The sequence below is a fragment of the Planctomycetaceae bacterium genome (genome assembly GCA_041398785.1).
Classification (GTDB): Bacteria; Planctomycetota; Planctomycetia; order Planctomycetales; family Planctomycetaceae; genus JAWKUA01.
On sequence record JAWKUA010000010.1, the window covers coordinates 84,036 to 104,969 of the forward strand.

Consider the following 20,934-nt stretch of genomic DNA (forward strand, 5'->3'; position numbering starts at 1 on the left):
GGATGAATCAAAGCGTGTCAATGGCTGCTGCCAGCATCGCGCGGCGGCGTTCGTCGAGAAACCGGCACCAGTCAGAAATTCCTTCGCCCGTCACTGAGCAAACGCTGAATGACGACAGGTTCGGCTGAATTCGGCGAGCATCCTCCACCGCGGCTTCGACGCAAAACGGCACGTGAGGCAGCAGGTCCGTCTTGCTGATGACCAGAGCGTCGCTGGTGCGAAACATCTTCGGGTACTTGCCGGGTTTGTCGTCGCCTTCCGTGACGCTCAGCATGGCCACGCGAATGTGTTCGCCAAGATCGTGCGACGCAGGGCAGACCAGATTTCCAACGTTTTCGATGAAAAGAAATTCGAAGTCATCCGGCGGCAGTCGCTGCAGTCCGAACTGCACCAGCGAAAGTTCCAGGTGGCAGGCTCCACCGGTTGTCAGTTGTTCGACGGGAACAAACGGTCGTAGTCGTTCAGCGTCGCGATCCGTTGCCAGATCGCCGACCAGGACAGCAATGCGGCGTGATCCGTTCCAGTACCTGGCGGTCGCCTGCAGCAGGCTGGTCTTGCCCGCTCCGGGCGATGAGACCAGGTTGATGACCAGAGTCCCACTCCGGGAAAACTGTTCCCGCTGTTCCCTCGCGCGCCTTTTTTTTTCGGCCTGAATATCCTGATTGACGTCGATGGTTATGGGCATCATGACACCTTGCCTGGAAAGATCTCAGTGATGTGGTTTACTGAATCGCCTGGCTCGCTACGGGCGCGTCGACTTCGTTTCGAGCGTGATCGTGATTAGCGTCCGAAGAACCGTCCAGGGTCACATTCAGCAGACGGAATTCGTCACCCCGCGACACCTGAACCGATCGCGACCCGCAGCCGGGACATTCGAAACGAAACGACTCGACGACGAAGTCATTCCCGCAGTCACGACAGATTCCACCAAGCGGCACCTCCCGGATTGCCAGCTCCGCGCCGGGACTGTTCGTTGCCGGAACAAGCCGTTCAAAGGCGTCGCTGACCAGCAATGGTTCGACGCCGCTAAGCGGGCCGAGCTCGACTTCAATGCGAGTCACCGTCGCCGCGCCGTGCTGCAGTCGCAGCTGTTCAACCTGCGTCAGCAGCGATCGCACCAGAGACATTTCGTGCATCATTCAATTCATTCAGAATGGACTGCGTAATCTTCGGCAGGACATCCGTCAGTCCATCGGACAAACAGTCCTGTGTATGAAACTCGCGGCCAGTGACGGCATGCACAACAATCCGCTGAGGAAGTCGTCCCAGCCGCGCAGCAAGATCCAGCACGGGACCGAGTCCGTAGTCATGGCTGCCGCCGCACCGCAGGCGTCGAATTTCCGGCAGAATCGCCGAGTCAAGCGAACCGCAGTCCGTGACTTCCAGCCGATGAATCGTGCCAGGCGGTGAGTCATCGCGGCTGGCATCACAGACGTGCAGAATTCCAATGCCGTCCAGCCAGTCCAGGATATCCAGCGGCAGTGCGGCCTTGCGAACCATCACGTCAGGATTGTCGCGCAGACTTTCGGACACAGCATTCACGATCAGCCAGCCGATCTGATCGTCACCGTGAGCGCTGCCCAGTCCCACCAGCAGGATGCGTGGTCGTGTCGTCATGGCGAGACCCGGTCAATTGTCAGCGTCAGAAAATGGGTTGAGCAACTGATGCACGGATCGTAGCACCGGATCAGCCGTTCGCAGTCCATTGCCGTCTGTCGGTCGTCGGGATTCAGAATGCGCGGCAGCCAGCCACGCAGGTCGTTCTCAATCTGCATCTGATTCTGCGATGTCGGCGGGACGATTTTCGCGAACGTCACAGCGCCGTCACCGTCAACGCGGTAACGATGATAGATCAGCCCGCGGGGAGCTTCCGTAGCGGCACAGCCTTCGGATTCGCGGTATTCGTACTTGATGCGCGGCGGCTGGCACGGTCGATAATCGCGCAGAATGGAAAGCGCTTCTTCGTAGGCATGAATTACTTCCAGGCCGCGAGCAATGATCGCCTGAAACGGGTTTCGGCAGGACGCGTCGAACCCAACTTCCTGCGCGGTCCGGCGAGCCGATTCCGAGAGCCTGTCGAAGTTCAGGGCCACGCGAGCCAGCGGGCCGACGTGGTAGCTGGTGGGCGATCTACCGTTTTCGGAATTGCGCCTCACGGAATGCAGAGCCGTGCTGTGTTGAATATGCCGCTCTTCGAACTCGCGCTCGTAGTCGGTGACATCGATTGCCGTGCCGGATGATGACGCGACGCGGCCTTCGTTCATGGCATATTCATCCGGATGCGACAGCGCGACCAGGTCGTAGTTGCGAGAAAAGTCCGGGAAGTCGAGCGTCGCGACCCACCTTGTCGCGGCAATCGCGGCGTCCAGCCCCCATTCGAAATCAGGGATCAGACGCTGCAGCTCCTCGCGCTTTGGAGCCCGGTGGAATCCTCCGACAGCAACGTTGATCGGATGAATCGCGCGTCCGCCGAGCACTTCCAGCAGGTCATTGCCGTGCTTCTTCAGCCTCAGACCACGGTTGACTTCATCCGGAAACTTCGCGGCCAGGTCGATACCGCTGTCGACGCCGAAGAAATCCGGAGCATGCAGCAGATGCATGTGCAAAGCGTGGCTTTCGATCCATTCACCACAGTACAGGAGTCGTCGGAGCCGACGAATTTCGGGAGTGATCGCAACACCCAGCGCGCGTTCAAGCGCATGCACGGCGCTCATCTGATAGGCGACCGGACAGATGCCGCAGATTCTGGCGGTGATGTCCGGGACTTCTTCCAGCGGGCGTCCTCTCAGAAACGCTTCGAAGAATCGCGGCGGTTCGTAGATCGCAAGCTGAACGTCACGAATCGTGTCACCGTCCAGCGTGATGTGCAGACCGCCTTCGCCTTCGACGCGTGTCAGCGCTTCCACTTTGATCGTGCGGGATTCGGTCATGCGGAGCCTCCTGCTGACGACGCGTCCGCTGCCGACGAAGTACCGGATGCGGCCAGTCGTTCGCCGGCGTCACGAAATTCCGGAGCCGCGGCGTTGAAATTGCGCAGCAGAGGCAGCAATTGTCGGCTGCCGGTTCCGGCGCGTTGAAAATGACCGGTCAGACTGTTGCAGTTCGGCTGGGCGGCCGGGCCAAAGCAGCCGTAGCAGCCCCGATCGTAGGCCGGACAGATGGCTCCGCAACCCGCCTGAGTCACCGGGCCGAGACATGGAATGCCCTGTGCGACTTCCACGCAAACGGTTCCGCGGCGTTTGCAGTCCAGACAGACGCTGTGAGTCGGCGTGCGCGGTTTCCGGCCGGCGATCAGCGATGTCAGAACGTCGACAAGCTGATAACGGTTGATCGGACAGCCGCGCAGTTCGAAGTCGACTTTGACGTGATCGGAAATCGGCGTTGAAGTGGACAGCGTGGAAATGAACTCCGGCCGAGCATACACGCACCGCAGAAACTCATTGTGATCGGCCCAGTTCTTCAGCGACTGAATGCCGCCCGCCGTCGCACAGGCTCCGATGGTGATCAGAAATTCGGACTGTTCGCGCACGTGCTGAATTCGCTGACGATCGTGTTCGGTGGTGATCGAACCTTCGACCAGTGCGACATCGTACGGTCCGGGTTCCACATGGCTGGTCGCTTCCAGAAAATGAGCGATGTCGACGGCTCCGGCAATCGCCAGCAGTTCGTCTTCGCAGTCCAGCAGCGACAACTGGCAGCCGTCGCACGACGCGAACTTGAACACGGCCAGCCGGGGCTTGCCGTTCGCGGCTTGGGAAGTGATCGGACCGGCGACGCTCACAGGTCATGCACTTTTAGAATGGAAGCCACACGGTCGTAGGGAAACACCGGGCCGTCCTTGCACAGGAACTCCGGACCAAGCTGACAATGCCCGCACAGACCGACGGCACAGTTCATGTTCCGTTCCAGAGACACGTAGATCGCATCGGACGACAAACCGCGACGAATGGCCGACTGGATCGTGTACCACATCATGACTTCCGGCCCGCATGTCAGCAGCAGCGTGTCGGAAGGGCGATTCAGCGGCAATCGATCGAGCAACTGCGTGACGACACCGACATGCCCGTTGTACCCGATCGGCCCGCGGTCGACGGTAATGTGAACGTCGAACCCGCGCGAACGCCAGTCGTCGTATTCCCCGGCGTACAACAGATCCTGCGGCATGCGAGCACCATACAGCAGCGACAGTCGGCCGAACCGGCTTCGTTCGGCGAGCAACTCCAGAATCGCCGAACGCAGCGGAGCCAGACCGATACCGCCGGCAACCACGATCACATCCTTCCCGAGACATTGTTCCATCGGCCAGCTCGAACCAAACGGGCCGCGAAGACCGATGCCGGCACCGTCACTCAGCGACGCCAGTGCGCGAGTCACGTTGCCGGCCTGGCGAATCGTGTGAGGTACCGCGGACCGATCCGCCGGATCACCGCTGATCGAAATCGCAACCTCTCCGACTCCCGGCAGATACAGCATGTTGAACTGCCCCGGACGAAACGAATACTCCGCCCCGCGGTGTTCGTCGTCGAAGACCAGGCTGTACGTGGCGACTCCCGGCGTTTCAGAAACCACCTGGCGAATTCGCACCAGGGAAGCCAGCCACGGGTTTGCCGACGCGGCGTTGGTAATGTGCGTCATGGCGCGCTTTCCGGCAGGGCTGTGCATTCGTCTGTGCGATCCGGCACTGTCTGCATCGCCGCGATTTCTTCCGTCAGATCGATGCCGACCGGGCACCAGGTGATGCAGCGACCGCAGCCGACACAGCCGGACGTGCCGAACTGGTCGTGCCACGATGCCAGCTTGTGAGTCAGCCACTGCCGAAACCGGCTGCGCACGTCGTTGCGGACGATGGCACCGTTCATGTAGCTGAAATCGATGTTGAAGCACGAATCCCACTGCCGCTGACGGTCGATGTGGTCTCCCGTCAGGTCGGAAACTTCCGTTACGGTTGAACAGAAACACGTCGGGCAGACCATCGTGCAGTTCGTGCAGGAAAGACACCGCGTCGCGATTTCCTGCCATCGCGGATGTTCCGGATTGTTCAGCAGCAAGTCGCGGATTCCGTCGGTGTCCAGCGACTTCTGAATCTGGTCAACGGCCTGCGCGCGAGCCGTTTCTGCCGCCGAGGTCTGCTCCGACGCGACGGGTACGACGGGCAGCTGATCCAGCAACTGTGATCCGAGATCTGAGCCCGCTTCGACAACGAACCCGCCGGAAATTTCCGTCATCGCGAGATCGAAGCCGTCAATGCACCGAGGCCCCGTGTTCATCGAAGTGCAGAAGCACGTCGACGCGGCCATCGTGCAGTTGACAGCGACAACGAACGCGGCGTCGCGGCGCCGCTGGTAGATCGGATCGACGTAGGGACCGCCCGTGAACACGCGGTCCTGAATCTTCATCGCCGCCAGCTCGCAGGCTCGCACGCCAAGAAACGCAAACTTCGGCGGGGGTTCGTCGGGAGTCGCCAGGGTCCAGCCGTTTTCCGTGCGGTCAGCGGTGGCGACGGTTGTCAGAGGCGGAAACAGGAACCGTTTCCACGAATGGGGTCCGACGACGTAGCCGAAGAATCCGTCGTCGTTTCTTCGTTCCAGCCGGTAGTTGCCGGGTTCCTGCCGATCCGTCCAGCCTCGCGGCAGATCGTCGGCCGAAAAGATTTCCTCGTAGACGATTGCGTTCTGGTCGATCTTTGGCCCGATGACCTGGTAGCCATCGTCAGCCAGCGCAGCAATCAGCGACTGCAGGTGTTCGGTCGGCAGAAACCGGTCGGCGGTGTCAACAGCGTGTTCAGACATGGAAAATCGGAGTCAGGACGCGAAGAACCGCCCGTTAGGAACTGGTTTCAATGAACAGATCAAGCTGCTGCAGGCGAGTTGCCAGCAGGCGACGGGACATGGCCATGGCGACCTGTTTCATCACGACGTAGCCGATGTCGTGATCCGCGTCACAAAGTTCCTGCAACTGCCGGGCCGGAAACGCAATCAGAATGACATCTTCCACGACAACAGCGCGAGCCGTCATTCGAGCGTCTGCCAGCAGCGCGGACCAGCCGACAATCTCGCCCGGTCCGACGGTCAGCATTCTCATGCATCCCCGACGCGGCATGCACATGTCCAGGCCAATCATTCCGTCGGCGACAACGTACAGCGATTCGCATGCGGTTCCTTCCTGAAACAGGACGGTCGACTTCGCCAGGTTCTCGATCGCTGCGATTTCTGCGATCTTCGCCAGATCACCCGGCGACAATTCGTCCAGAAATTGCACACTTCTGAGCAGGTCGGAAATATTCGTTTCGGCGATCGTCATCAGCCGCGCCTTGTCTAAAGTTGTCTGCACAGATGGCAGCCGAAATCGTCGGCACGACAAATGCGGAGCAAATGGCAAGCCATAGTACATCCACATTCACATTTCACGAACAGCGCCTTCATCGGCGCCACTTTCCCAGGCCACGGACATGGGCACCGTTCAGAATCAACTGATCGACGGCCTGACAAACCCCGCAGTGCTGCCGTATCCGTGCAACCGCGTCGAGCTTGTAGAAACTCACATTTCCTGGGTACTGCTGACGGGGCAGCGAGCCTACAAAATTAAGAAACCGGTCGACTTTGGCTTTGTCGATTTCACCACGCTGGAGCGTCGCCGGCATTTCTGTGAGGAAGAAATCCGCCTGAACCGCCGCCTGGCACCGGATCTGTATCTGGGTGTCGTCCCTGTGACCGGAACGATCGATCAACCGCGGATCGGCGGCGATGGTCCGGTGATTGACTACGCCGTGGAAATGAAGCAGTTCGACCAGCAACAGTTGCTCAGCCACCTGCCGCTGCACGTACTTTCGCCGTCGCACATTGACAATCTTGCCGATCAGTGTGCGGACTTTCATCAACTTGCACATGTCGCGGATGCGACGTCGCGGTACGGCCGGCCGGGGCAGATCATGCAGCCGGTTCGTGACAACTTCGAACTGCTGTGTCACGCCGATCAGTCCATTCACGATCTGGTGGAGACTCTGCGAGATCATGCCGAACACGAATTCCGTCAGCTTCTGCCGGTCTTCAGTGACAGGAAGCAAAGCGGCATGATTCGTGAATGCCACGGCGATCTGCACCTGGGGAACATGTTTCTGCAGGACGACCGCGTCACAGTCTTCGACGCGATCGATTTCAACGATGACCTCCGTCGAATCGACATCATCTGCGATATTGCCTTCGCTGTGATGGATTTCGAAGACCGCGGCTGTCCGGAGATCGCCGCACGTTTTCTGAATCGCTGGCTGGAACGAACGGGCGACTACGCCGGCCTGAAAGTGCTGCCGTTCTACGCGGCCTACCGTGCCACCGTGCGAGCGAAAATCGACGCCATTCGAATCCACCAGCCGGACCTGACTCAATCGGACCAGCGACATCTTTCGAACGACTGTCGAGGCTACCTGGAACTCGCCCGCCGCTTCACACGGAACCGTCCGCTCGCGCTGATGATCACCAGCGGACCGTCCGGCAGCGGCAAGACAACGGTGACTCAGAAGCTCATCGATGAATCCGGCCTGATTCGCGTTCGCTCCGACACGGAACGAAAACGTCTGCACGGAATGGCCCTGGAAGAACATTCCCGCGCCGAACAGAAGGCGACGATGTACTCCGCCGATGCCAGAGCCGAAACCTACGACCGTCTGGCCGAACTTGCCCGAACGGTGATCGACGCCGGCTTTCCCGTCGTTGTCGACGCCACGTTCCTGCAGCGCCACCAGCGCGAAGAGTTCGCTCGGCTGGCCGGTCTGCTGAACGTCCCGTTTCTGATCATTCGCTGCGACGCCGACGCTGACGAACTTCGAAAGCGAGTCGAATATCGCCAACATCACCAGCATGACGCGTCGGAAGCGGACGTCCAGGTGCTGGAAGCCCAGTTGGCCGACGCCGAGCCGCTGACGTCATTCGAACAGGCACACTGCGTCGACAGCAGCTCCGATGATTTCGCGGACAGAGTCCACAGGTTCATCGCCACATCAGGCACCAGCCTCGCGTGAATGCACCAGCCGCGCGTGAGAAGTCCCGCGGCGCTGACGTGCATGAATTCGCACTGGCTTACGTCAAACAGGCTGCCGCCGCATTCAAGACGCGCGGGCAAGTTGCTATGTTGACGGCCTTCCATCTGTCGTCGTCAGAAAGTGCCGCATCCGTGAACAATGACACATCCGCCGACGCGTCACGCGGCGCCATTTTTCGTAAGCTGCGTTCCGCGCTGCCTCAGGCGTCACCGCTGCCGGATCTTGCCGATGCGGGCCCGTGGCAGAGTTTTGACGACCCGGCGGATCACTTTGCCAGCGTGCTGAAGTCCGTCGGCGGACGATTCGTCCGTGTCGCAACGGTTGCCGAGGCCGATGCGGAATTGCGGAAGCTGGATGTCTGGCAGTCGGCGAAGGTCCGCTTTTCGGCCATCGCCGGGCTGGGGGATTCGACGTTTGAGGAAGCAGCGGTCGACGATCCTCACGACCTGGAAAACGTCGACTTCGCCATCCTGCCGGGCCACTTCGGCGTGGCGGAAAACGGAGCCGTCTGGGTCACCGATGAAGGCGTCAGACATCGAGTGCTGTACTTCATTCCGCAGCACATCGCGATCGTGATTCCCGGTTCGAAAATCGTCCACAACATGCACGAAGCGTACGGTCAGATCGATGTCGGCCGGTACGCGTTTGCGGCGTTTATTTCCGGGCCGTCCAAGACTGCGGACATCGAACAATCGCTGGTCATCGGAGCTCACGGAGCACGTTCGCTGACGGTGTTCGGGATTGACGAATGGCAGGCCGGGAATTGAAAAGGTCAGATTTCGGGTTTGGGATTTGAGATTTCAAGTCACAGATCACAGATTTCAAATCTCAAATTTCAAATCACAGATTTCAAATTTCAGATCTCAAATCTCAAACTGACGACTGACGACTGACGACTGACGACTGACGACTGACGACTGAAAAGCACCAGACGCCGTCTTGGCAATCCGGTGGGAGGTGCTTTCGGAAGACTCAGCGGTTGACCGTTCAGAAAGAGGAACCGCTGCCACTCAGCGGCTTAGTAGCGGCCGAACAGTCCGAAACCGATGGGAGCCAGTGTGGCGGGAATCGCTGGTCGGACCGGCTGGTAGGTTCGAAGATTGCAGTTACCGTTCGGGCAGTCACCGCCGGTGACACTGATCGGGACAAGCCCGGTCTGCGGACACCGACCGTTGGGGCACGCCGTTCCATTCACGCTGCCGAAGCTGTAGCCGGTCTGCAGGCACCTGCCGTTTGCACAGGCGCCACAACTTCCGTCACGGCAGGCGGCATGATTTCCGTGCGAACAGGCTCCGCCGGCACAACTTCCGTTAACACAGTTTCCTGTGCCGCAACGTCCATTCGCACAGCTACCCGTAGCACAGTTTCCGCCGACGCAATTTCCGGCCGGGCGTGCCGGTGAACCGAACAGGTCCGTCCGGCCGTAGGCACTGCGGTCGTCGCGATACGTTGTCGGGAACAAAGGTCGGAATGCGCTTCCGTAGCCGTTAAGGTTGCTGCGTCCGTTGTTGGGGCAGACTCCGCCAGTACAGTTGCCGGTGGCGGGGCGAACCGGAGTCGCCGGTGTGTAGCCGGTGTATGCCGGTCGATCGAACAGCGGTCGTACCGGTGCATAACCCGGATTCGCCGGATACGAATCAAACAGGCCGGCGGACCGAACTTCTTCGTTGGCGGAAGCACTGTGGTCGGCTGCGATTGTGGTCGAACAAACGGCAGCAAGAAACATTGCGGTCAGAGACAGGATTCGAACGTTCATGGGACTGCTTTCTCTAAGAGTGCCGAGACTCATCAGCGGTGCATCGTGACGGTGTCGACAAGGGAACTGTTGAAAGGACACATGGACCGCAGACATCGCGAAGCCTGTGCCATTTCCTCCGATCGGCCACAACCGAAACCGCAGCCGTCAGTTACGGTCTGAAGCGTCCGATCGACGTCACCGCCGGCGTTGTCAGCCTGACGTCGCGCGCCGTCCAAACGGGTGCGGAATTTCAATCTATACCGCGAGCGGGGCAGCATGAGACATTCGGGCTCGTGGGAGTAAGTAGAGCGAAAAGTACCGGCGTCCGCCGCGGCCAGCATAAGAACCCCTGACAACACCTGCGAAAGCTTCGGAGGGTTTGTTGGCTCGGATTATTCACGGGGCTGTACGATTGGATTCCGATCACGTCGAAATGCAGCGACGGGATCGGAGTCCCATCGTGCCGTGTGTATTTCGCCGACTCGACATGACCACCGTCTCCCAGACGACTTGCGTCAGGAAATTCTGACCGCGTGAATAATCCGGGTTAGGCGTTCTGACGACGCCCAAACAGACGGTGAATCCGTCCCGCCTTGCGCAGACTGCCACCGCGCAATTGAGTCGACGGCGTCCTGCAAGCGGCGTTCGAACTCAACGCCACTGCGGGTTCCGTCAGGTTGCCGGAACCGAAATGGCGGCCGTCATTCGTCCTGCGTACATCGAAAGCAGGGGATCGCCAGCTGTGCTCCGACAACAGGGGCCAGCAGGTAGATCCACAGAGTGCTGACATTTCCGCTCAGCAGTGCGGGGCCAAGTGATCGAGCGGGGTTCATGGACGCTCCGCAGATCGGGCCGGCGAACATCGCTTCAAAGGCGACAACCGAACCGATGGCAGCTCCCGCCATGACGCCGACTTCACTGGCGCCCGTCGACACATTCAGCACGACGAACATCAGGATCAGAGTCAGCAGCACTTCGAAGACGAACGCATGCATTTCGGAAACGCCGTTGGCCGGCAGGGTGCTGCCCAGAGTGGAGTGTTCCGGGTAGAAGAACCGCAGCACGGCACTCGCCGCGATCGCCCCGACACACTGACTGATGACGTAGGGAACGACCTTCCGTCCTTCAAACCGTCCCGCCGCGCAAAAGGCGATCGTCACGGCCGGATTGATGTGTGCTCCGGAAAATTTTCCGATCGCATAGATCACCGACATCACCGCCAGTCCGAACGTCAGCGCGACTCCCGGATGGCCGATCGTGCCGCCGTGCGAATCGTTGGCGACGACGGCTCCGGTACCAGCGAAGACCAGAATGAATGTACCAATGGCTTCGGCAAAGAGTCGCTTCATGGAGTGCTGACTTTGGCTGTGGACGAAGGGCCGCGGCGGACAACCTGGAACACGGAATCGCCGGAGTATCGCCGCCTGTCCGGAAGTCCGCCAGCATGCGCGGGGGATGCCGGCAATCCATCAGGTTTACGGCCGCACGTGTCTGTTCGGGGAGCGGTTGCAGGGCAGTGGATTCCGTCAACGAAGCCGGATAAATTTCACAGTACCAAAGCGTCGAATGTGGGCGATCCGTGTTGTGACCCGTTGCACGAGAAGGCGGTTCGTCAGCGCCGGCGCACGGTGAATGTCCCGCGGGCCGGCGTCAGACGCGTGGTTTTGATTTTCACGAAAGGCGATTCGATGTCACAGCTTCAGAAAACTCGACGTCAGTTCATTCGAACAACCGGAACCGCGGCGGCCGCGCTGACTTTGGCGGGACGTCTGGCTCCGGGCGTCTTCGCGTCGATTACCGCGCAGGACGACGACGGCTGGGTATCGCTGTTCGACGGCAGGACGCTGAACGGTTGGCACAGGAATCCCGAACGTATCGGCCACGGAACCGGTGGTCACTGGGCCGTCGAAGACGGAGTGATTGCCGGTGAGCAGGATCCGCCGGGTTCCGGCAACGGAGGAATCCTGCTGACCGATCAAAAGTTCGGCGACTTTGAACTGCTGATCGACATGAAGCCGGATTGGGGCGTGTGTTCCGGGCTGTTCCTGCGCGCCAACGACAAGGGGCAGTGTCTGCAGGTGATGGTTGACTACCACGACAATGGAAATGTCGGCCATCTGTACGGCGAAGGTGTGGGAGGATTCAACACGCGGTGCTTCGACATCAACGGCAAATACGACGGTGATAAGCTTGTCGGCCTGCAGACCGCGAAGGAAGTGTCCGCGTCGGACGTCGGAGCGGTCTCATCGTGTCTGCCCGCCGAATGGCTCAAAGCGTGGAACGTCACCGACTGGAACACCGCCAAAGTTCGCTGCGTCGGCGCGGATCCGAAAATCACAACGTGGATCAACGGCGTCAAAGTCTGCGAATTTGATGGTGCGACCTCCACCAATGAAGGCTACAACAAGGCCAAAGAACAAATTCGCCGGGATCTGGGCACGGAAGGCAGCATTGCCGTTCAGGTTCATGGCGGAACAGGCTGGCCAAAGGGCGCCAAATGCCGCTGGAAGAACATCAAGATTCGAAAAATCGACGCAAATGCCTGACGTGCCTGGCGGTGGTCGGACTTCTGTCGGCGGTTTCCTGGACTCCGGCGTGCGCTCAGACTCCGCCTGCTGACACTTCCCCGGTCGCCGCCGGGATTGCAGCGAAGGGCATTGCTTTCGAAGACGAAGCGCAGGCCGTCATTGCCGGCCATTGCGTCGAATGTCACAACGCCGACGCGAAGGAAGCCGGTGTCGATCTCAGTTCCGCCGCGGGGATTCTGAACGGCGGCGATTCCGGTCACATCATTCAGCCTGGACTGCCGGACGACAGTCTGTTGTTTCAAATGATTGAATCGGGCCGGATGCCGCCGGAGCCTCACGAGCCGCTGGACATGTCGCAGTTGGAGTCCATTCGGCGCTGGATTTCGGATGGTGCGTCATTTCGAAACGCCCGCGTCAGCGAACCGGCGATCACGCAGCACGACATTGTTCCACTGCTGCATCTGCGCTGCGTTGCCTGCCACGGCGGTCGACGTCGGGAAGCCGATCTGGATCTGAGAACGAAACAATCCATCCTGAAAGGCGGCAAATCCGGACCCGCTGCGGTGCCGGGGCAGCCGTCGGAAAGCCTGATCGTCAAGCGAATCCTGGCCGAAGATATGCCGCCGCGCCGACAACTGGTTTCCGTCAGTGTCAAGCCGATGGAAGCTCTGGAACTGGCCCGACTGGCGAAGTGGATCGAACGCGGACTTCCGGAATCCGATCCGGCTGCCGACCGCGAAGCCTGGGCGCACGAAGCATCCGTTTCCGACGAAGACCGCAACTTCTGGTCGTTCCAGCCTCCCGAACGACCGGCTGTGCCCGACGTCGCTTCATCCGATCGCGTGGCCAACCCGATTGATGCGTTTGTTTTGCAGAAGCTGCAGCAACACGGCCTGACGCTGTCACCGAACGCTGATCGCACGACTTTGCTGCGCCGGGTGACCTTCGACCTGACGGGACTGCCTCCACTGCCGGAAGACATCGATGCGTTCGTAAACGATCACGATCCGCTGGCGTGGGAGAAGCAGGTCGATCGGCTGCTGGATTCGCGTCAGTACGGCGAACGCTGGGCTCGCCACTGGCTGGATATCGCCGGCTACGCGGATTCCGAAGGTGCTCAGAACGAAGATCGCGTGCGGCCGCACATGTACCGCTATCGAGACTACGTGATCCGTTCATTCAATTCCGACAAGCCGTATTCGCGGTTTCTGCTTGAGCAGATCGCCGGTGATGAACTGGCCGACTACGAACACGCGGAAATCATCGATGACGAAATCTGCGACAACCTTGTCGCGACGGGTTTCCTGCGCACGGCTCCGGACCGGACGTTTGCGAACATCACGAACTTCGTTCCGGACCGGCTGGAAGTAATCGCCGACGAAATGGACATTCTGGGCACGGCTGTCATGGGACTGACGCTGAAGTGCGCCCGCTGCCATTCGCATAAGTTCGATCCGATTCCACAGCGGGATTACTATCGGCTGACGGCCATTTTCAAGGACGCTTACGACGAACACGACTGGCTGAAGTCGCAGGGACCGCGCACGCTGCCGTACGTCACCACCGCGGAACGGCGCGCCTTTGAACAGCATGAAGCGGCGATCACGCAAAAGGTCGACGCAGTCCGCAAGGAACTCGCGGCGACCGACCTCGACGAACAGAAAAAGAAGCTCGAACAGCAGATCACGCAGCTCGAAAGCCAGCGAATGCCGGAACCGCGCATTCGCGCTCTGTGGTCGCGAGGCGAACCGTCTCCGTCATACATCCTGATGCGGGGAAACTATCTGACGCCCGGTCATCCCGTGGAACCCGGAGTTCCCGCCGTACTGTCACGTGACGACGCACCGCTTGACATTCGGCCCCCGTGGAATGACGGCCGGTCGACCGGGCGGCGGCTGGCGTTTGCTCGCTGGCTGACACGACCGGATCATCCGCTGACAGCTCGCGTGATGGTCAATCGCATCTGGCAGCATCACTTCGGTCAGGGAATCGTGACGACTCCTGGCAACTTCGGCAGAGCGGGAGCTGCACCGACACATCCCGAACTGCTGGACTGGCTCGCCACCGAATTCGTGCGGCAGAACTTCAGCATCAAGGCCATGCACCGGCTGATCGTGACGTCGAACACGTATCGGCAGAGTTCCGCCGTCACCGGAGAATCCCCGCAGCGTGACCCGGACGGGCTGCTGTATTCCCGCGCGCCGCTGCGGAGGCTGGAAGCGGAAGTTCTGCGAGACACGCTGCTGTTTGTGTCCGGAAAACTGAACGACACGCCGTATGGCCCGGCCGATCCCGTCGACCTTCGCGCCGACGGGCTGGTCACTTCGCGCGAATCCGAAAACGGCTGGCGGCGCAGCATCTACGTTCTGCAGCGCAGGACGCAGATTCCAACGCTGCTGGAGAATTTTGACTATCCGCAAATGGGGCCGAACTGCATTCAGCGAGGCGAGTCGCTGGTCGCGCCGCAGGCTCTGCATCTGCTGAACAACCGGATGATTCATCAACTGGCCAGCCACTTCGCCGAACGGATTCGGTCCGAAGCGGGAGACGACCGGGCGGCTCAGATTTCCGTTGCTTATCGTCGAGCGTTCAGCAGGTACCCGTCCGAAGAAGAAGTCACTGCGGCGGCAGAGGCACTGGAACAGCTCACCACGCAATGGGCCGAAAGCAGCAACAGCAAAGTGGGAATGCAGGGCACGGACCAGCAGGCTCTGGTCACGTGGTGCCACGCCATGTTCAATCTGGCGGAGTTCATCTATGTCGATTGAAACCCGGAGCATCTCCCGACGCAGCTTTTTCGATTCGGTCGGAACCGGACTGCACGGAGCCGCGCTGACGTGGCTGCTGGGCCGCGACGTTTACGCATCCGATTCCGTGCCGGCCGCGGAACAATGGCCGGTGCCGCAGCGCAGGCCGTCCGCGAATGCCGTCATTCATTTGTTCATGAATGGCGGGCCCAGCCAGATGGATCTGTTCGATCCGAAGCCGATGCTGGACCGGCACCACGGGCAGGAACACTTCAAGAAGATTGCCGGGGAAGTTGAGTTTCCCGAACAGGCCGGCGCACTGATGAAAAGCGCGTTCCGGTTCGCTCAGCACGGACAGTGCGGCATGTGGATGTCCGAGGCGATGCCGCATCTGGCCAGGCACGTCGACAAGCTGGCCATGATCCGTTCGATGCACACGACAAATCTGACGCACGAACCGGCGTTGTACAAAATTCATTCCGGCAGCGAGTTCCTCGGACATCCATCACTGGGCGCGTGGGTGTCTTACGGGCTGGGAACGGAGAATCAGAACTTTCCGGCGTATGTTGTGCTCGACGATCCGCTCGGTCTGCCGGTGAACGGAATCGACAACTGGCAGTCGGGATTTCTTCCGGCTGTTCACCAGGGAACCCGGTTCCGGGCAACAGGTTCGCCGGTGCTGAATCTGAAAGCGGACTTCGACCAGCCGGAGTCCATATCAAGGTTCGAACGAGACCTGATCCGGCGGCTTGACCGTATTCATGAACAGAAACGCCCTCATCGGCCGCAGCTCGACGCGCGCATATCGACGTATGCTCTGGCCGCCAGAATGCAGGTGGCGGCGTCGGACGCTCTGGATCTGTCGCAGGAAACGGCGGACACGCAGCGGCGGTACGGCATCGATCAGCCGGAAACGGAATCCTACGGTCGGCGCTGCCTGATCGCTCGCCGACTGATTGAACGCGGAGTTCGCTTCGTGCAGTTGTTCATCAACGGGCAGATCTGGGACAACCACTCGGCAATCATCTCCGGACTGCAGGGTGCCTGCCGGCGGACGGATCAGCCCGTGGCCGCTCTGCTGGAAGATCTTCATCAGCGAGGACTGCTGGACTCGACGCTGGTGATGTGGGGCGGCGAAATGGGACGCCTTCCGATCGCTCAGTTACCGCCCGACAAGGATGTGCGCAACGCCGGCCGTGACCACAACAAAAACGCACTCTGCACCTGGATGGCCGGCGGCGGAGTCCGGGCCGGTACTGTGCACGGTGAAACCGACGAACTCGGCTTCGCGGCGGTGCATGATCGCGTCAGCGTCGCCGACTGGCATGCGACGATGCTGCATCTGCTGGGACTTCACCACGAAGAACTGTTCCTGGAACGCAACGGGCTGAAGGAAAAACTTACGGGAGTGACCGAAGCCCGCGTCGTGACGGAAATCCTCTCGTAGCAGTGTTCTGCACAGTTGAGGAAATCCAACTCGGTCGCGTCAGTGCCGAGTCTTCCCGGCCGGCTGCGTCTCTGGCCGGTTGTGTCTTTGGCCTGCTGTGTTTCAGGCCGGCTGTGTTTCAGGCCGGCTGTCACTCTGGCTGGCCGGTTCGCGACATTGGCGCCAGGCAGCGGCCGAATGCGTCCGCTGCGAGGAACTCTGGATTCCGATGGGGCAATTCGCGATTTCGCATTTTGTCCCTTTGCGCTATGATCTTCGACTGCGGTTCGTTCCGCAGTTCCGCTGTGGCGCCGGGGCAATATCGGCGGCAGCAGTCATTACTCTCTGACTTCATCGCCTATGGCCAGGACACGAGCCAAACCTGAAAAATCAGTGATCGGCTGGCGTGAATGGCTTTCTCTTCCGGAACTGGGCATTTCCCGGATCAAGGCGAAGATCGACACCGGGGCCAGGTCGTCGTGTCTGCACGCGTTTCGCATTCGTCTGTTCACGCGGGACGGTGAGGACTACGTCAGTTTTCAGGTGCATCCGCTGCAGCGCAGTACCAGGGAAACGATTGTCGCCGAATGCCGAGTGCTGGAGTGCCGGCAGATCCGCAGTTCCAGCGGGCATGTTTCGATGCGTCCGGTGATTGTGACGGAAGTGGAATGGAACGGTGTCCGCTGGCCGATTGAACTGACGCTGGCCAACCGCGACGCGATGGGATTCCGGATGTTGCTGGGGCGCGAGGCCGTCCGGTCTCGCTTTGTCGTGGACCCCGGGAAGTCGTATCTCGGCGGCCGACCCAACCGAACAAAGATGAGTTGAGGACTTTATGAAGCTGGCGATCCTGTCGCGAAGTTCGAAGTGTTACAGCACCAGGCGGCTGCGTGAGGCGGCCATCAGTCGCGGACATGAAGCTCGCGTGCTGGACACTCTGAAGTTCTCCATCGATCTGGAAGAAGGCCAGCCGGATCTTTACTTTCGATCGCAGCACCTGTCCGACTATGACGCCGTCGTCCCGCGGATCGGAGCGTCGATCACGTATTTCGGTACGGCCGTTGTTCGTCAGTTCGAGCAGATGGATGTGTTCACGGCGAACTCGTCCGCCGGCATTTCCAATTCCCGCGACAAGCTGCGCAGCCTGCAGATTCTCAGCCGTCACGGACTCGGGATGCCGACGACCACGTTCGTGCGAGATCGCAAGGACATACTGCCAGCCATCGAACGCATCGGCGGGGCTCCTGTCATCATCAAGCTGCTGGAAGGAACGCAGGGTGTGGGCGTCATCCTGGCGGATTCGGTCAAGATCGCGGAGGCCATCATCGAAACGCTGCAGACCACTCGCCAGAACGTACTGGTTCAGAAGTTTGTCGAAGAAAGCAAGGGCCGCGACGTGCGAGCGTTCGTCGTCGGCGATCAGGTTGTGGCAGCCATGCGACGCGTCGCTCAGGGATCGGAATTCCGCAGCAACGTCCATCGCGGAGGTCGCACGGAACCCGTCGAACTCAGCGACGAATATCGCGACACGGCCGTCCGCGCCGCTCAGATCATGGGGCTGCGAGTCGCCGGCGTTGACATGCTGGAAGGCAGCGACGGGCCTCAGATTATGGAAGTGAATTCGTCGCCCGGCCTGGAAGGTATTGAAACGTGTACGAAGCTTGATATCGCCGGCGTGATTGTTGATTACATCGCCGCACAGGTTGAGTTTCCGGAAATCGACATTCGGCAGAGGCTGACTGTCAGCCGGGGTTACGGGGTCGCGGAGATTCGCGTGCCGGAAGGATCGGAATTCGTCGGCAAACCGATTGGCGAATCCGGTCTGCGCGACCGCGACATCAACATTCTGACGCTGTACCGGGGAAGTACGGTGATTCCGAATCCCAAGCTGTCGCGCACTCTGGAAGGCGGCGACCGGCTGCTGTGTTTTGGCCGGCTCGATTCGATGCGCGGCATGGTCCCGCCCAAAACGGCCAAGCGGCGACGACCGAAAGTTCGCCAACTGGAATCCACAGGAATCACGGAAGCGGACTGATTGAAGATGAACAGGAGAATCAAGTCGCGGCACGTCGGCGTCTGGAGAGACACGATCATCCCGCCTGGAGAAACTCGCGACATCAAGCTTGATGTTTCGGAAAGTTATTCCGGAATGACGGTGCATATTCCGATTCACGTGCAGCGAGCGGTCGAGGACGGTCCAGTCGTGTTCGTCACCGCCGCCATTCACGGCGACGAAATCAACGGCACCGGAACCATTCGCAGCCTCATTCAGGACGAGTCGCTGAAACTGATTCGCGGCGCTGTGATTCTGGTGCCGGTGCTGAACGTGCTGTCGTTCGACCGCCACACCCGCTATCTGCCGGACCGGCGTGACCTGAATCGCTGCTTTCCGGGCTCGTCACGAGGCAGCCTGGCCAGCCGGATGGCTCGCGTGATCTTCGACGAAATTGTTTCCCGCTGCGACTACGGGATCGACCTGCACACGGCGGCCGTTCGCCGCACCAACTATCCGAACGTGCGGGGAAACATGGATCTTCCGGAGGTCGCCGAACTCGCTCGCGCGTTCGGCAGCGAAGTCATCGTCCACAGCAAGGGGCCGAAGGGCGCGTTTCGCCGGGAGTGTACGGCGGTCGGCGTGCCTTCCATCATTCTGGAAGGCGGTGAGGTCTGGAAAGTGGAGCCGACCATTGTCGAAACCGCACTGCGCGGCATTCACAATGTGCTCGGCCATCTGAAAATGATCGAACATGTCCCCACGGCGCCGGAACGGCAGGTCGTGATTCGCGACGCCAGATGGGTCCGCGCGGAAAACAGCGGCTTCCTGCAGTTTCACGTCAAGCCGGGCGAAGTCATTCGTGAAGGCCAGGCCATCGCGACTAACACAAACCTGCTGGGACGCGAACAGAATCTGCTGGTTGCACCGTTTGACGGAGTCATCATCGGCATGGCCACTTTGCCCTGCGTCAGCCCCGGCGAACCGGTTTGTCATGTCGGCCGACTGCCGAAGCACACCGGACCGGACGACATGGAGCGGCAGCGGTCCGATGAACAGGGACTGGAGGGGCGAACCGTAGAACAGCTGGCGTCCAACGTTCTGGTGGTGGAACACAATCCGGGTGAGGAACCGTGACGGAGCTGCGTCCGTCACGATTTTGCTGCCGTCTATTTGTTGCCGGAGAACAGACCGAACAGTCCGCCCTTCTTCCGTGCGGTTGGTTCCACTTCGGGCACGGCGTCGTCATCGTCTGCCCCAAGTCGCCTCACCAGGTCGTTGATGCTGCGGGTCAATCGCGATTTCGGAGCGAACTGGCACAGCGGCACGCCCGCGTTTCTTGATCCGACCATCGTGGCGTAGTCGTTAGGCAGCTGCCAGAACACTTCGCGCCCAATGGTTTCCAGAGCCTTGTTCAGACTGATATCGCTGTCTTCCAGCCCCATGCGATTGACGATGATTTCAATCTTCTTGTCCAGTCCGTTGAACTGATCCAGGTACTGCATGATCCGCACGACGTTGCGCAGGCACGTCAGGTCGAGCTGTGTCACCAGCAGAACTCGATCACTGACTTCCATCGCGGATACATCCAGCGGACCGAAGGACTTGCTGACATCGATAATCAGGTGAGAAAACGTCGCCTTCAGCAGCGCCAGAATGCGGCGCAGATCGTCGGTGCGGATCAGGTCCTGAGTTTCCACTTCAACCGGTCGGGGCAGCAGGAACACGCCGCAGTCGTGACGAGTCAGCGACCGCTTCAGCAGTCCATAGTCCAGCCGGCCGATGTTTTCGGACACGTCGCGAAGTGTGTAGTCCGGGATAATGTCCAGCCAGACGTCCACGTCGCCCAGCGTCAGATCCAGGTCAATGATGACCGGTGACGCGGCGGGATCCTGAGCCAGCGATGCGGCCATGTTGACAGCCAGCGCCGAACTTCCGACGCCACCGCCGACTCCCGCGACCGTGATGATCTGACCCGCGCGGCCGCCGCCTTCGCCCGATCCGCCACCCATCGTTCCGCGAATTCTGTCCAGCGCGGCGATGAAGTCATCCAGTTGCAGCGGCAGGTTCAGAAACTCCCGGGCACCCGCGCGGATGACCTGCAGAATCAGACTGCCTTCCTGCGACCTGCTGACTACCAGCACGGCACAATGCGGCGCTTTGCTGGTGACTTCGGAGATCAGCTGAACAGCCTTTTCAGGCGACGAATCGACATTGACAAGCGCCAGATCCGGCTGCGTCTGCTGGATCACGTCCATGAAGAACTCGTACCGGGAGCATTCGGCTTCGAGCCAGACGGTGTCGATTCCCAGCAGCAGAGTCTTCAGGGAGTTCCGTGTGTCTTCCTGCGGGTCGACTGTCGCAATTCGCAGCACGCTTTTCATGTTGGTTTCGATCAGCAAGCAGTGCGTTCGGGATGTGACAGAATCCGGCTGGCGGCTCCCGGAGCAACCGCCGGCCTTCCTTT

Annotated in this window: 19 protein-coding genes; 8 read left to right on the top strand and 11 right to left on the bottom strand. The window is 60.2% G+C overall.

The genetic code is table 11. From position 1 onward, the window contains the following. Positions 1–7: 7 nt before the first annotated feature. From hypB to R3C19_13440, 8 genes are read right to left on the bottom strand one after another with little or no spacing between them, the layout of a single operon-like run. A complete protein-coding gene (hypB, locus tag R3C19_13405; GenBank protein MEZ6061335.1) occupies positions 8–688 on the bottom strand; it encodes a hydrogenase nickel incorporation protein HypB in 681 nt (226 codons plus the stop codon). Between the two features lie 34 nt (positions 689–722). Next, a complete protein-coding gene (locus R3C19_13410; protein MEZ6061336.1) occupies positions 723–1,127 on the bottom strand; it encodes a hydrogenase maturation nickel metallochaperone HypA in 405 nt (134 codons plus the stop codon). After that, positions 1,093–1,617 carry a hydrogenase maturation protease gene (locus R3C19_13415; GenBank protein MEZ6061337.1) on the bottom strand — a complete coding sequence of 175 codons (525 nt, stop codon included), beginning with the start codon at positions 1,615–1,617 and terminating at the stop codon, positions 1,093–1,095. The genes R3C19_13410 and R3C19_13415 overlap by 35 nt, the downstream gene beginning before the upstream one ends. Then, positions 1,614–2,930 (bottom strand): Ni/Fe hydrogenase subunit alpha, encoded by a 1,317-nt coding sequence (locus R3C19_13420; protein ID MEZ6061338.1) that lies wholly within the window; start codon positions 2,928–2,930, stop codon positions 1,614–1,616. The genes R3C19_13415 and R3C19_13420 overlap by 4 nt, the downstream gene beginning before the upstream one ends. Further along, a complete protein-coding gene (locus R3C19_13425; protein ID MEZ6061339.1) occupies positions 2,927–3,781 on the bottom strand; it encodes an oxidoreductase in 855 nt (284 codons plus the stop codon). The genes R3C19_13420 and R3C19_13425 overlap by 4 nt, the downstream gene beginning before the upstream one ends. Beyond that, positions 3,778–4,635 carry an FAD/NAD(P)-binding protein gene (locus R3C19_13430; GenBank protein MEZ6061340.1) on the bottom strand — a complete coding sequence of 286 codons (858 nt, stop codon included), beginning with the start codon at positions 4,633–4,635 and terminating at the stop codon, positions 3,778–3,780. Before R3C19_13430 ends, R3C19_13425 begins: the two co-directional genes overlap by 4 nt. Continuing rightward, positions 4,632–5,789: a 4Fe-4S dicluster domain-containing protein gene (locus tag R3C19_13435; protein MEZ6061341.1), complete on the bottom strand. Its 1,158-nt coding sequence runs from the start codon at positions 5,787–5,789 to the stop codon at positions 4,632–4,634. The genes R3C19_13430 and R3C19_13435 overlap by 4 nt, the downstream gene beginning before the upstream one ends. 34 nt (positions 5,790–5,823) lie before the next feature. Continuing rightward, positions 5,824–6,300: a Crp/Fnr family transcriptional regulator gene (locus R3C19_13440; protein MEZ6061342.1), complete on the bottom strand. Its 477-nt coding sequence runs from the start codon at positions 6,298–6,300 to the stop codon at positions 5,824–5,826. Between the two features lie 148 nt (positions 6,301–6,448). Between R3C19_13440 and R3C19_13445 the strand changes: the two genes are divergently transcribed. Together R3C19_13445 and R3C19_13450 are read left to right on the top strand one after the other, a co-directional pair. Beyond that, positions 6,449–8,014 (top strand): AAA family ATPase, encoded by a 1,566-nt coding sequence (locus R3C19_13445; protein MEZ6061343.1) that lies wholly within the window; start codon positions 6,449–6,451, stop codon positions 8,012–8,014. A gap of 152 nt (positions 8,015–8,166) precedes the next feature. Continuing rightward, a complete protein-coding gene (locus tag R3C19_13450; protein MEZ6061344.1) occupies positions 8,167–8,802 on the top strand; it encodes an LUD domain-containing protein in 636 nt (211 codons plus the stop codon). A 251-nt stretch (positions 8,803–9,053) separates the two neighbouring features. Here R3C19_13450 and R3C19_13455 read toward each other — a convergent pair whose 3' ends face one another. Both R3C19_13455 and R3C19_13460 read right to left on the bottom strand, forming a co-directional pair. Then, complete coding sequence (locus R3C19_13455; GenBank protein ID MEZ6061345.1) at positions 9,054–9,791, bottom strand: hypothetical protein; 738 nt, start codon at positions 9,789–9,791, stop codon at positions 9,054–9,056. Between the two features lie 683 nt (positions 9,792–10,474). Beyond that, positions 10,475–11,239 carry an MIP family channel protein gene (locus tag R3C19_13460; protein ID MEZ6061346.1) on the bottom strand — a complete coding sequence of 255 codons (765 nt, stop codon included), beginning with the start codon at positions 11,237–11,239 and terminating at the stop codon, positions 10,475–10,477. Positions 11,240–11,461: 222 nt separating this feature from the next. On the opposite strand from R3C19_13460, the gene R3C19_13465 reads away from it, so the two are divergent. From R3C19_13465 to R3C19_13490, 6 genes are all read left to right on the top strand, one after another. Then, positions 11,462–12,319, top strand: a complete 858-nt coding sequence (locus R3C19_13465) for a DUF1080 domain-containing protein (GenBank protein ID MEZ6061347.1) — start codon at positions 11,462–11,464, stop codon at positions 12,317–12,319. A gap of 11 nt (positions 12,320–12,330) precedes the next feature. Then, positions 12,331–15,069, top strand: coding sequence for a PSD1 and planctomycete cytochrome C domain-containing protein (locus R3C19_13470; protein ID MEZ6061348.1), 2,739 nt, complete (start codon positions 12,331–12,333; stop codon positions 15,067–15,069). Beyond that, the gene (locus tag R3C19_13475; protein MEZ6061349.1) at positions 15,059–16,495 is read left to right on the top strand and encodes a DUF1501 domain-containing protein; all 1,437 of its coding nucleotides are present in this window, start codon (positions 15,059–15,061) and stop codon (positions 16,493–16,495) included. The genes R3C19_13470 and R3C19_13475 overlap by 11 nt, the downstream gene beginning before the upstream one ends. Before the next feature lie 339 nt (positions 16,496–16,834). Further along, a complete protein-coding gene (locus tag R3C19_13480) occupies positions 16,835–17,302 on the top strand; it encodes an ATP-dependent zinc protease (protein ID MEZ6061350.1) in 468 nt (155 codons plus the stop codon). Positions 17,303–17,309: 7 nt separating this feature from the next. Continuing rightward, on the top strand, positions 17,310–18,509 hold the full coding sequence (locus R3C19_13485; GenBank protein MEZ6061351.1) for a RimK family alpha-L-glutamate ligase: 1,200 nt from the start codon (positions 17,310–17,312) through the stop codon (positions 18,507–18,509). Between the two features lie 6 nt (positions 18,510–18,515). After that, positions 18,516–19,604, top strand: coding sequence for a succinylglutamate desuccinylase/aspartoacylase family protein (locus tag R3C19_13490; GenBank protein ID MEZ6061352.1), 1,089 nt, complete (start codon positions 18,516–18,518; stop codon positions 19,602–19,604). Positions 19,605–19,636: 32 nt separating this feature from the next. On the opposite strand, the gene R3C19_13495 is transcribed toward R3C19_13490, so the two are convergent. Then, positions 19,637–20,851 carry a pilus assembly protein CpaE gene (locus tag R3C19_13495; GenBank protein MEZ6061353.1) on the bottom strand — a complete coding sequence of 405 codons (1,215 nt, stop codon included), beginning with the start codon at positions 20,849–20,851 and terminating at the stop codon, positions 19,637–19,639. Positions 20,852–20,934 lie beyond the last annotated feature (83 nt).

Bases quoted from the DNA above. Each gene is read 5' to 3' on its own strand.
- hypB (MEZ6061335.1), bottom strand. From the start codon at position 688: ATGATGCCCATAACCATCGACGTCAATCAGGATATTCAGGCCGAAAAA.
- R3C19_13410 (MEZ6061336.1), bottom strand. From the start codon at position 1,127: ATGTCTCTGGTGCGATCGCTGCTGACGCAGGTTGAACAGCTGCGACTG.
- R3C19_13415 (MEZ6061337.1), bottom strand. From the start codon at position 1,617: ATGACGACACGACCACGCATCCTGCTGGTGGGACTGGGCAGCGCTCAC.
- R3C19_13420 (MEZ6061338.1), bottom strand. From the start codon at position 2,930: ATGACCGAATCCCGCACGATCAAAGTGGAAGCGCTGACACGCGTCGAA.
- R3C19_13430 (MEZ6061340.1), bottom strand. From the start codon at position 4,635: ATGACGCACATTACCAACGCCGCGTCGGCAAACCCGTGGCTGGCTTCC.
- R3C19_13435 (MEZ6061341.1), bottom strand. From the start codon at position 5,789: ATGTCTGAACACGCTGTTGACACCGCCGACCGGTTTCTGCCGACCGAA.
- R3C19_13440 (MEZ6061342.1), bottom strand. From the start codon at position 6,300: ATGACGATCGCCGAAACGAATATTTCCGACCTGCTCAGAAGTGTGCAA.
- R3C19_13445 (MEZ6061343.1), top strand. From the start codon at position 6,449: ATGGGCACCGTTCAGAATCAACTGATCGACGGCCTGACAAACCCCGCA.
- R3C19_13455 (MEZ6061345.1), bottom strand. From the start codon at position 9,791: ATGAACGTTCGAATCCTGTCTCTGACCGCAATGTTTCTTGCTGCCGTT.
- R3C19_13465 (MEZ6061347.1), top strand. From the start codon at position 11,462: ATGTCACAGCTTCAGAAAACTCGACGTCAGTTCATTCGAACAACCGGA.
- R3C19_13475 (MEZ6061349.1), top strand. From the start codon at position 15,059: ATGTCGATTGAAACCCGGAGCATCTCCCGACGCAGCTTTTTCGATTCG.
- R3C19_13480 (MEZ6061350.1), top strand. From the start codon at position 16,835: ATGGCCAGGACACGAGCCAAACCTGAAAAATCAGTGATCGGCTGGCGT.
- R3C19_13485 (MEZ6061351.1), top strand. From the start codon at position 17,310: ATGAAGCTGGCGATCCTGTCGCGAAGTTCGAAGTGTTACAGCACCAGG.
- R3C19_13490 (MEZ6061352.1), top strand. From the start codon at position 18,516: ATGAACAGGAGAATCAAGTCGCGGCACGTCGGCGTCTGGAGAGACACG.
- R3C19_13495 (MEZ6061353.1), bottom strand. From the start codon at position 20,851: ATGAAAAGCGTGCTGCGAATTGCGACAGTCGACCCGCAGGAAGACACA.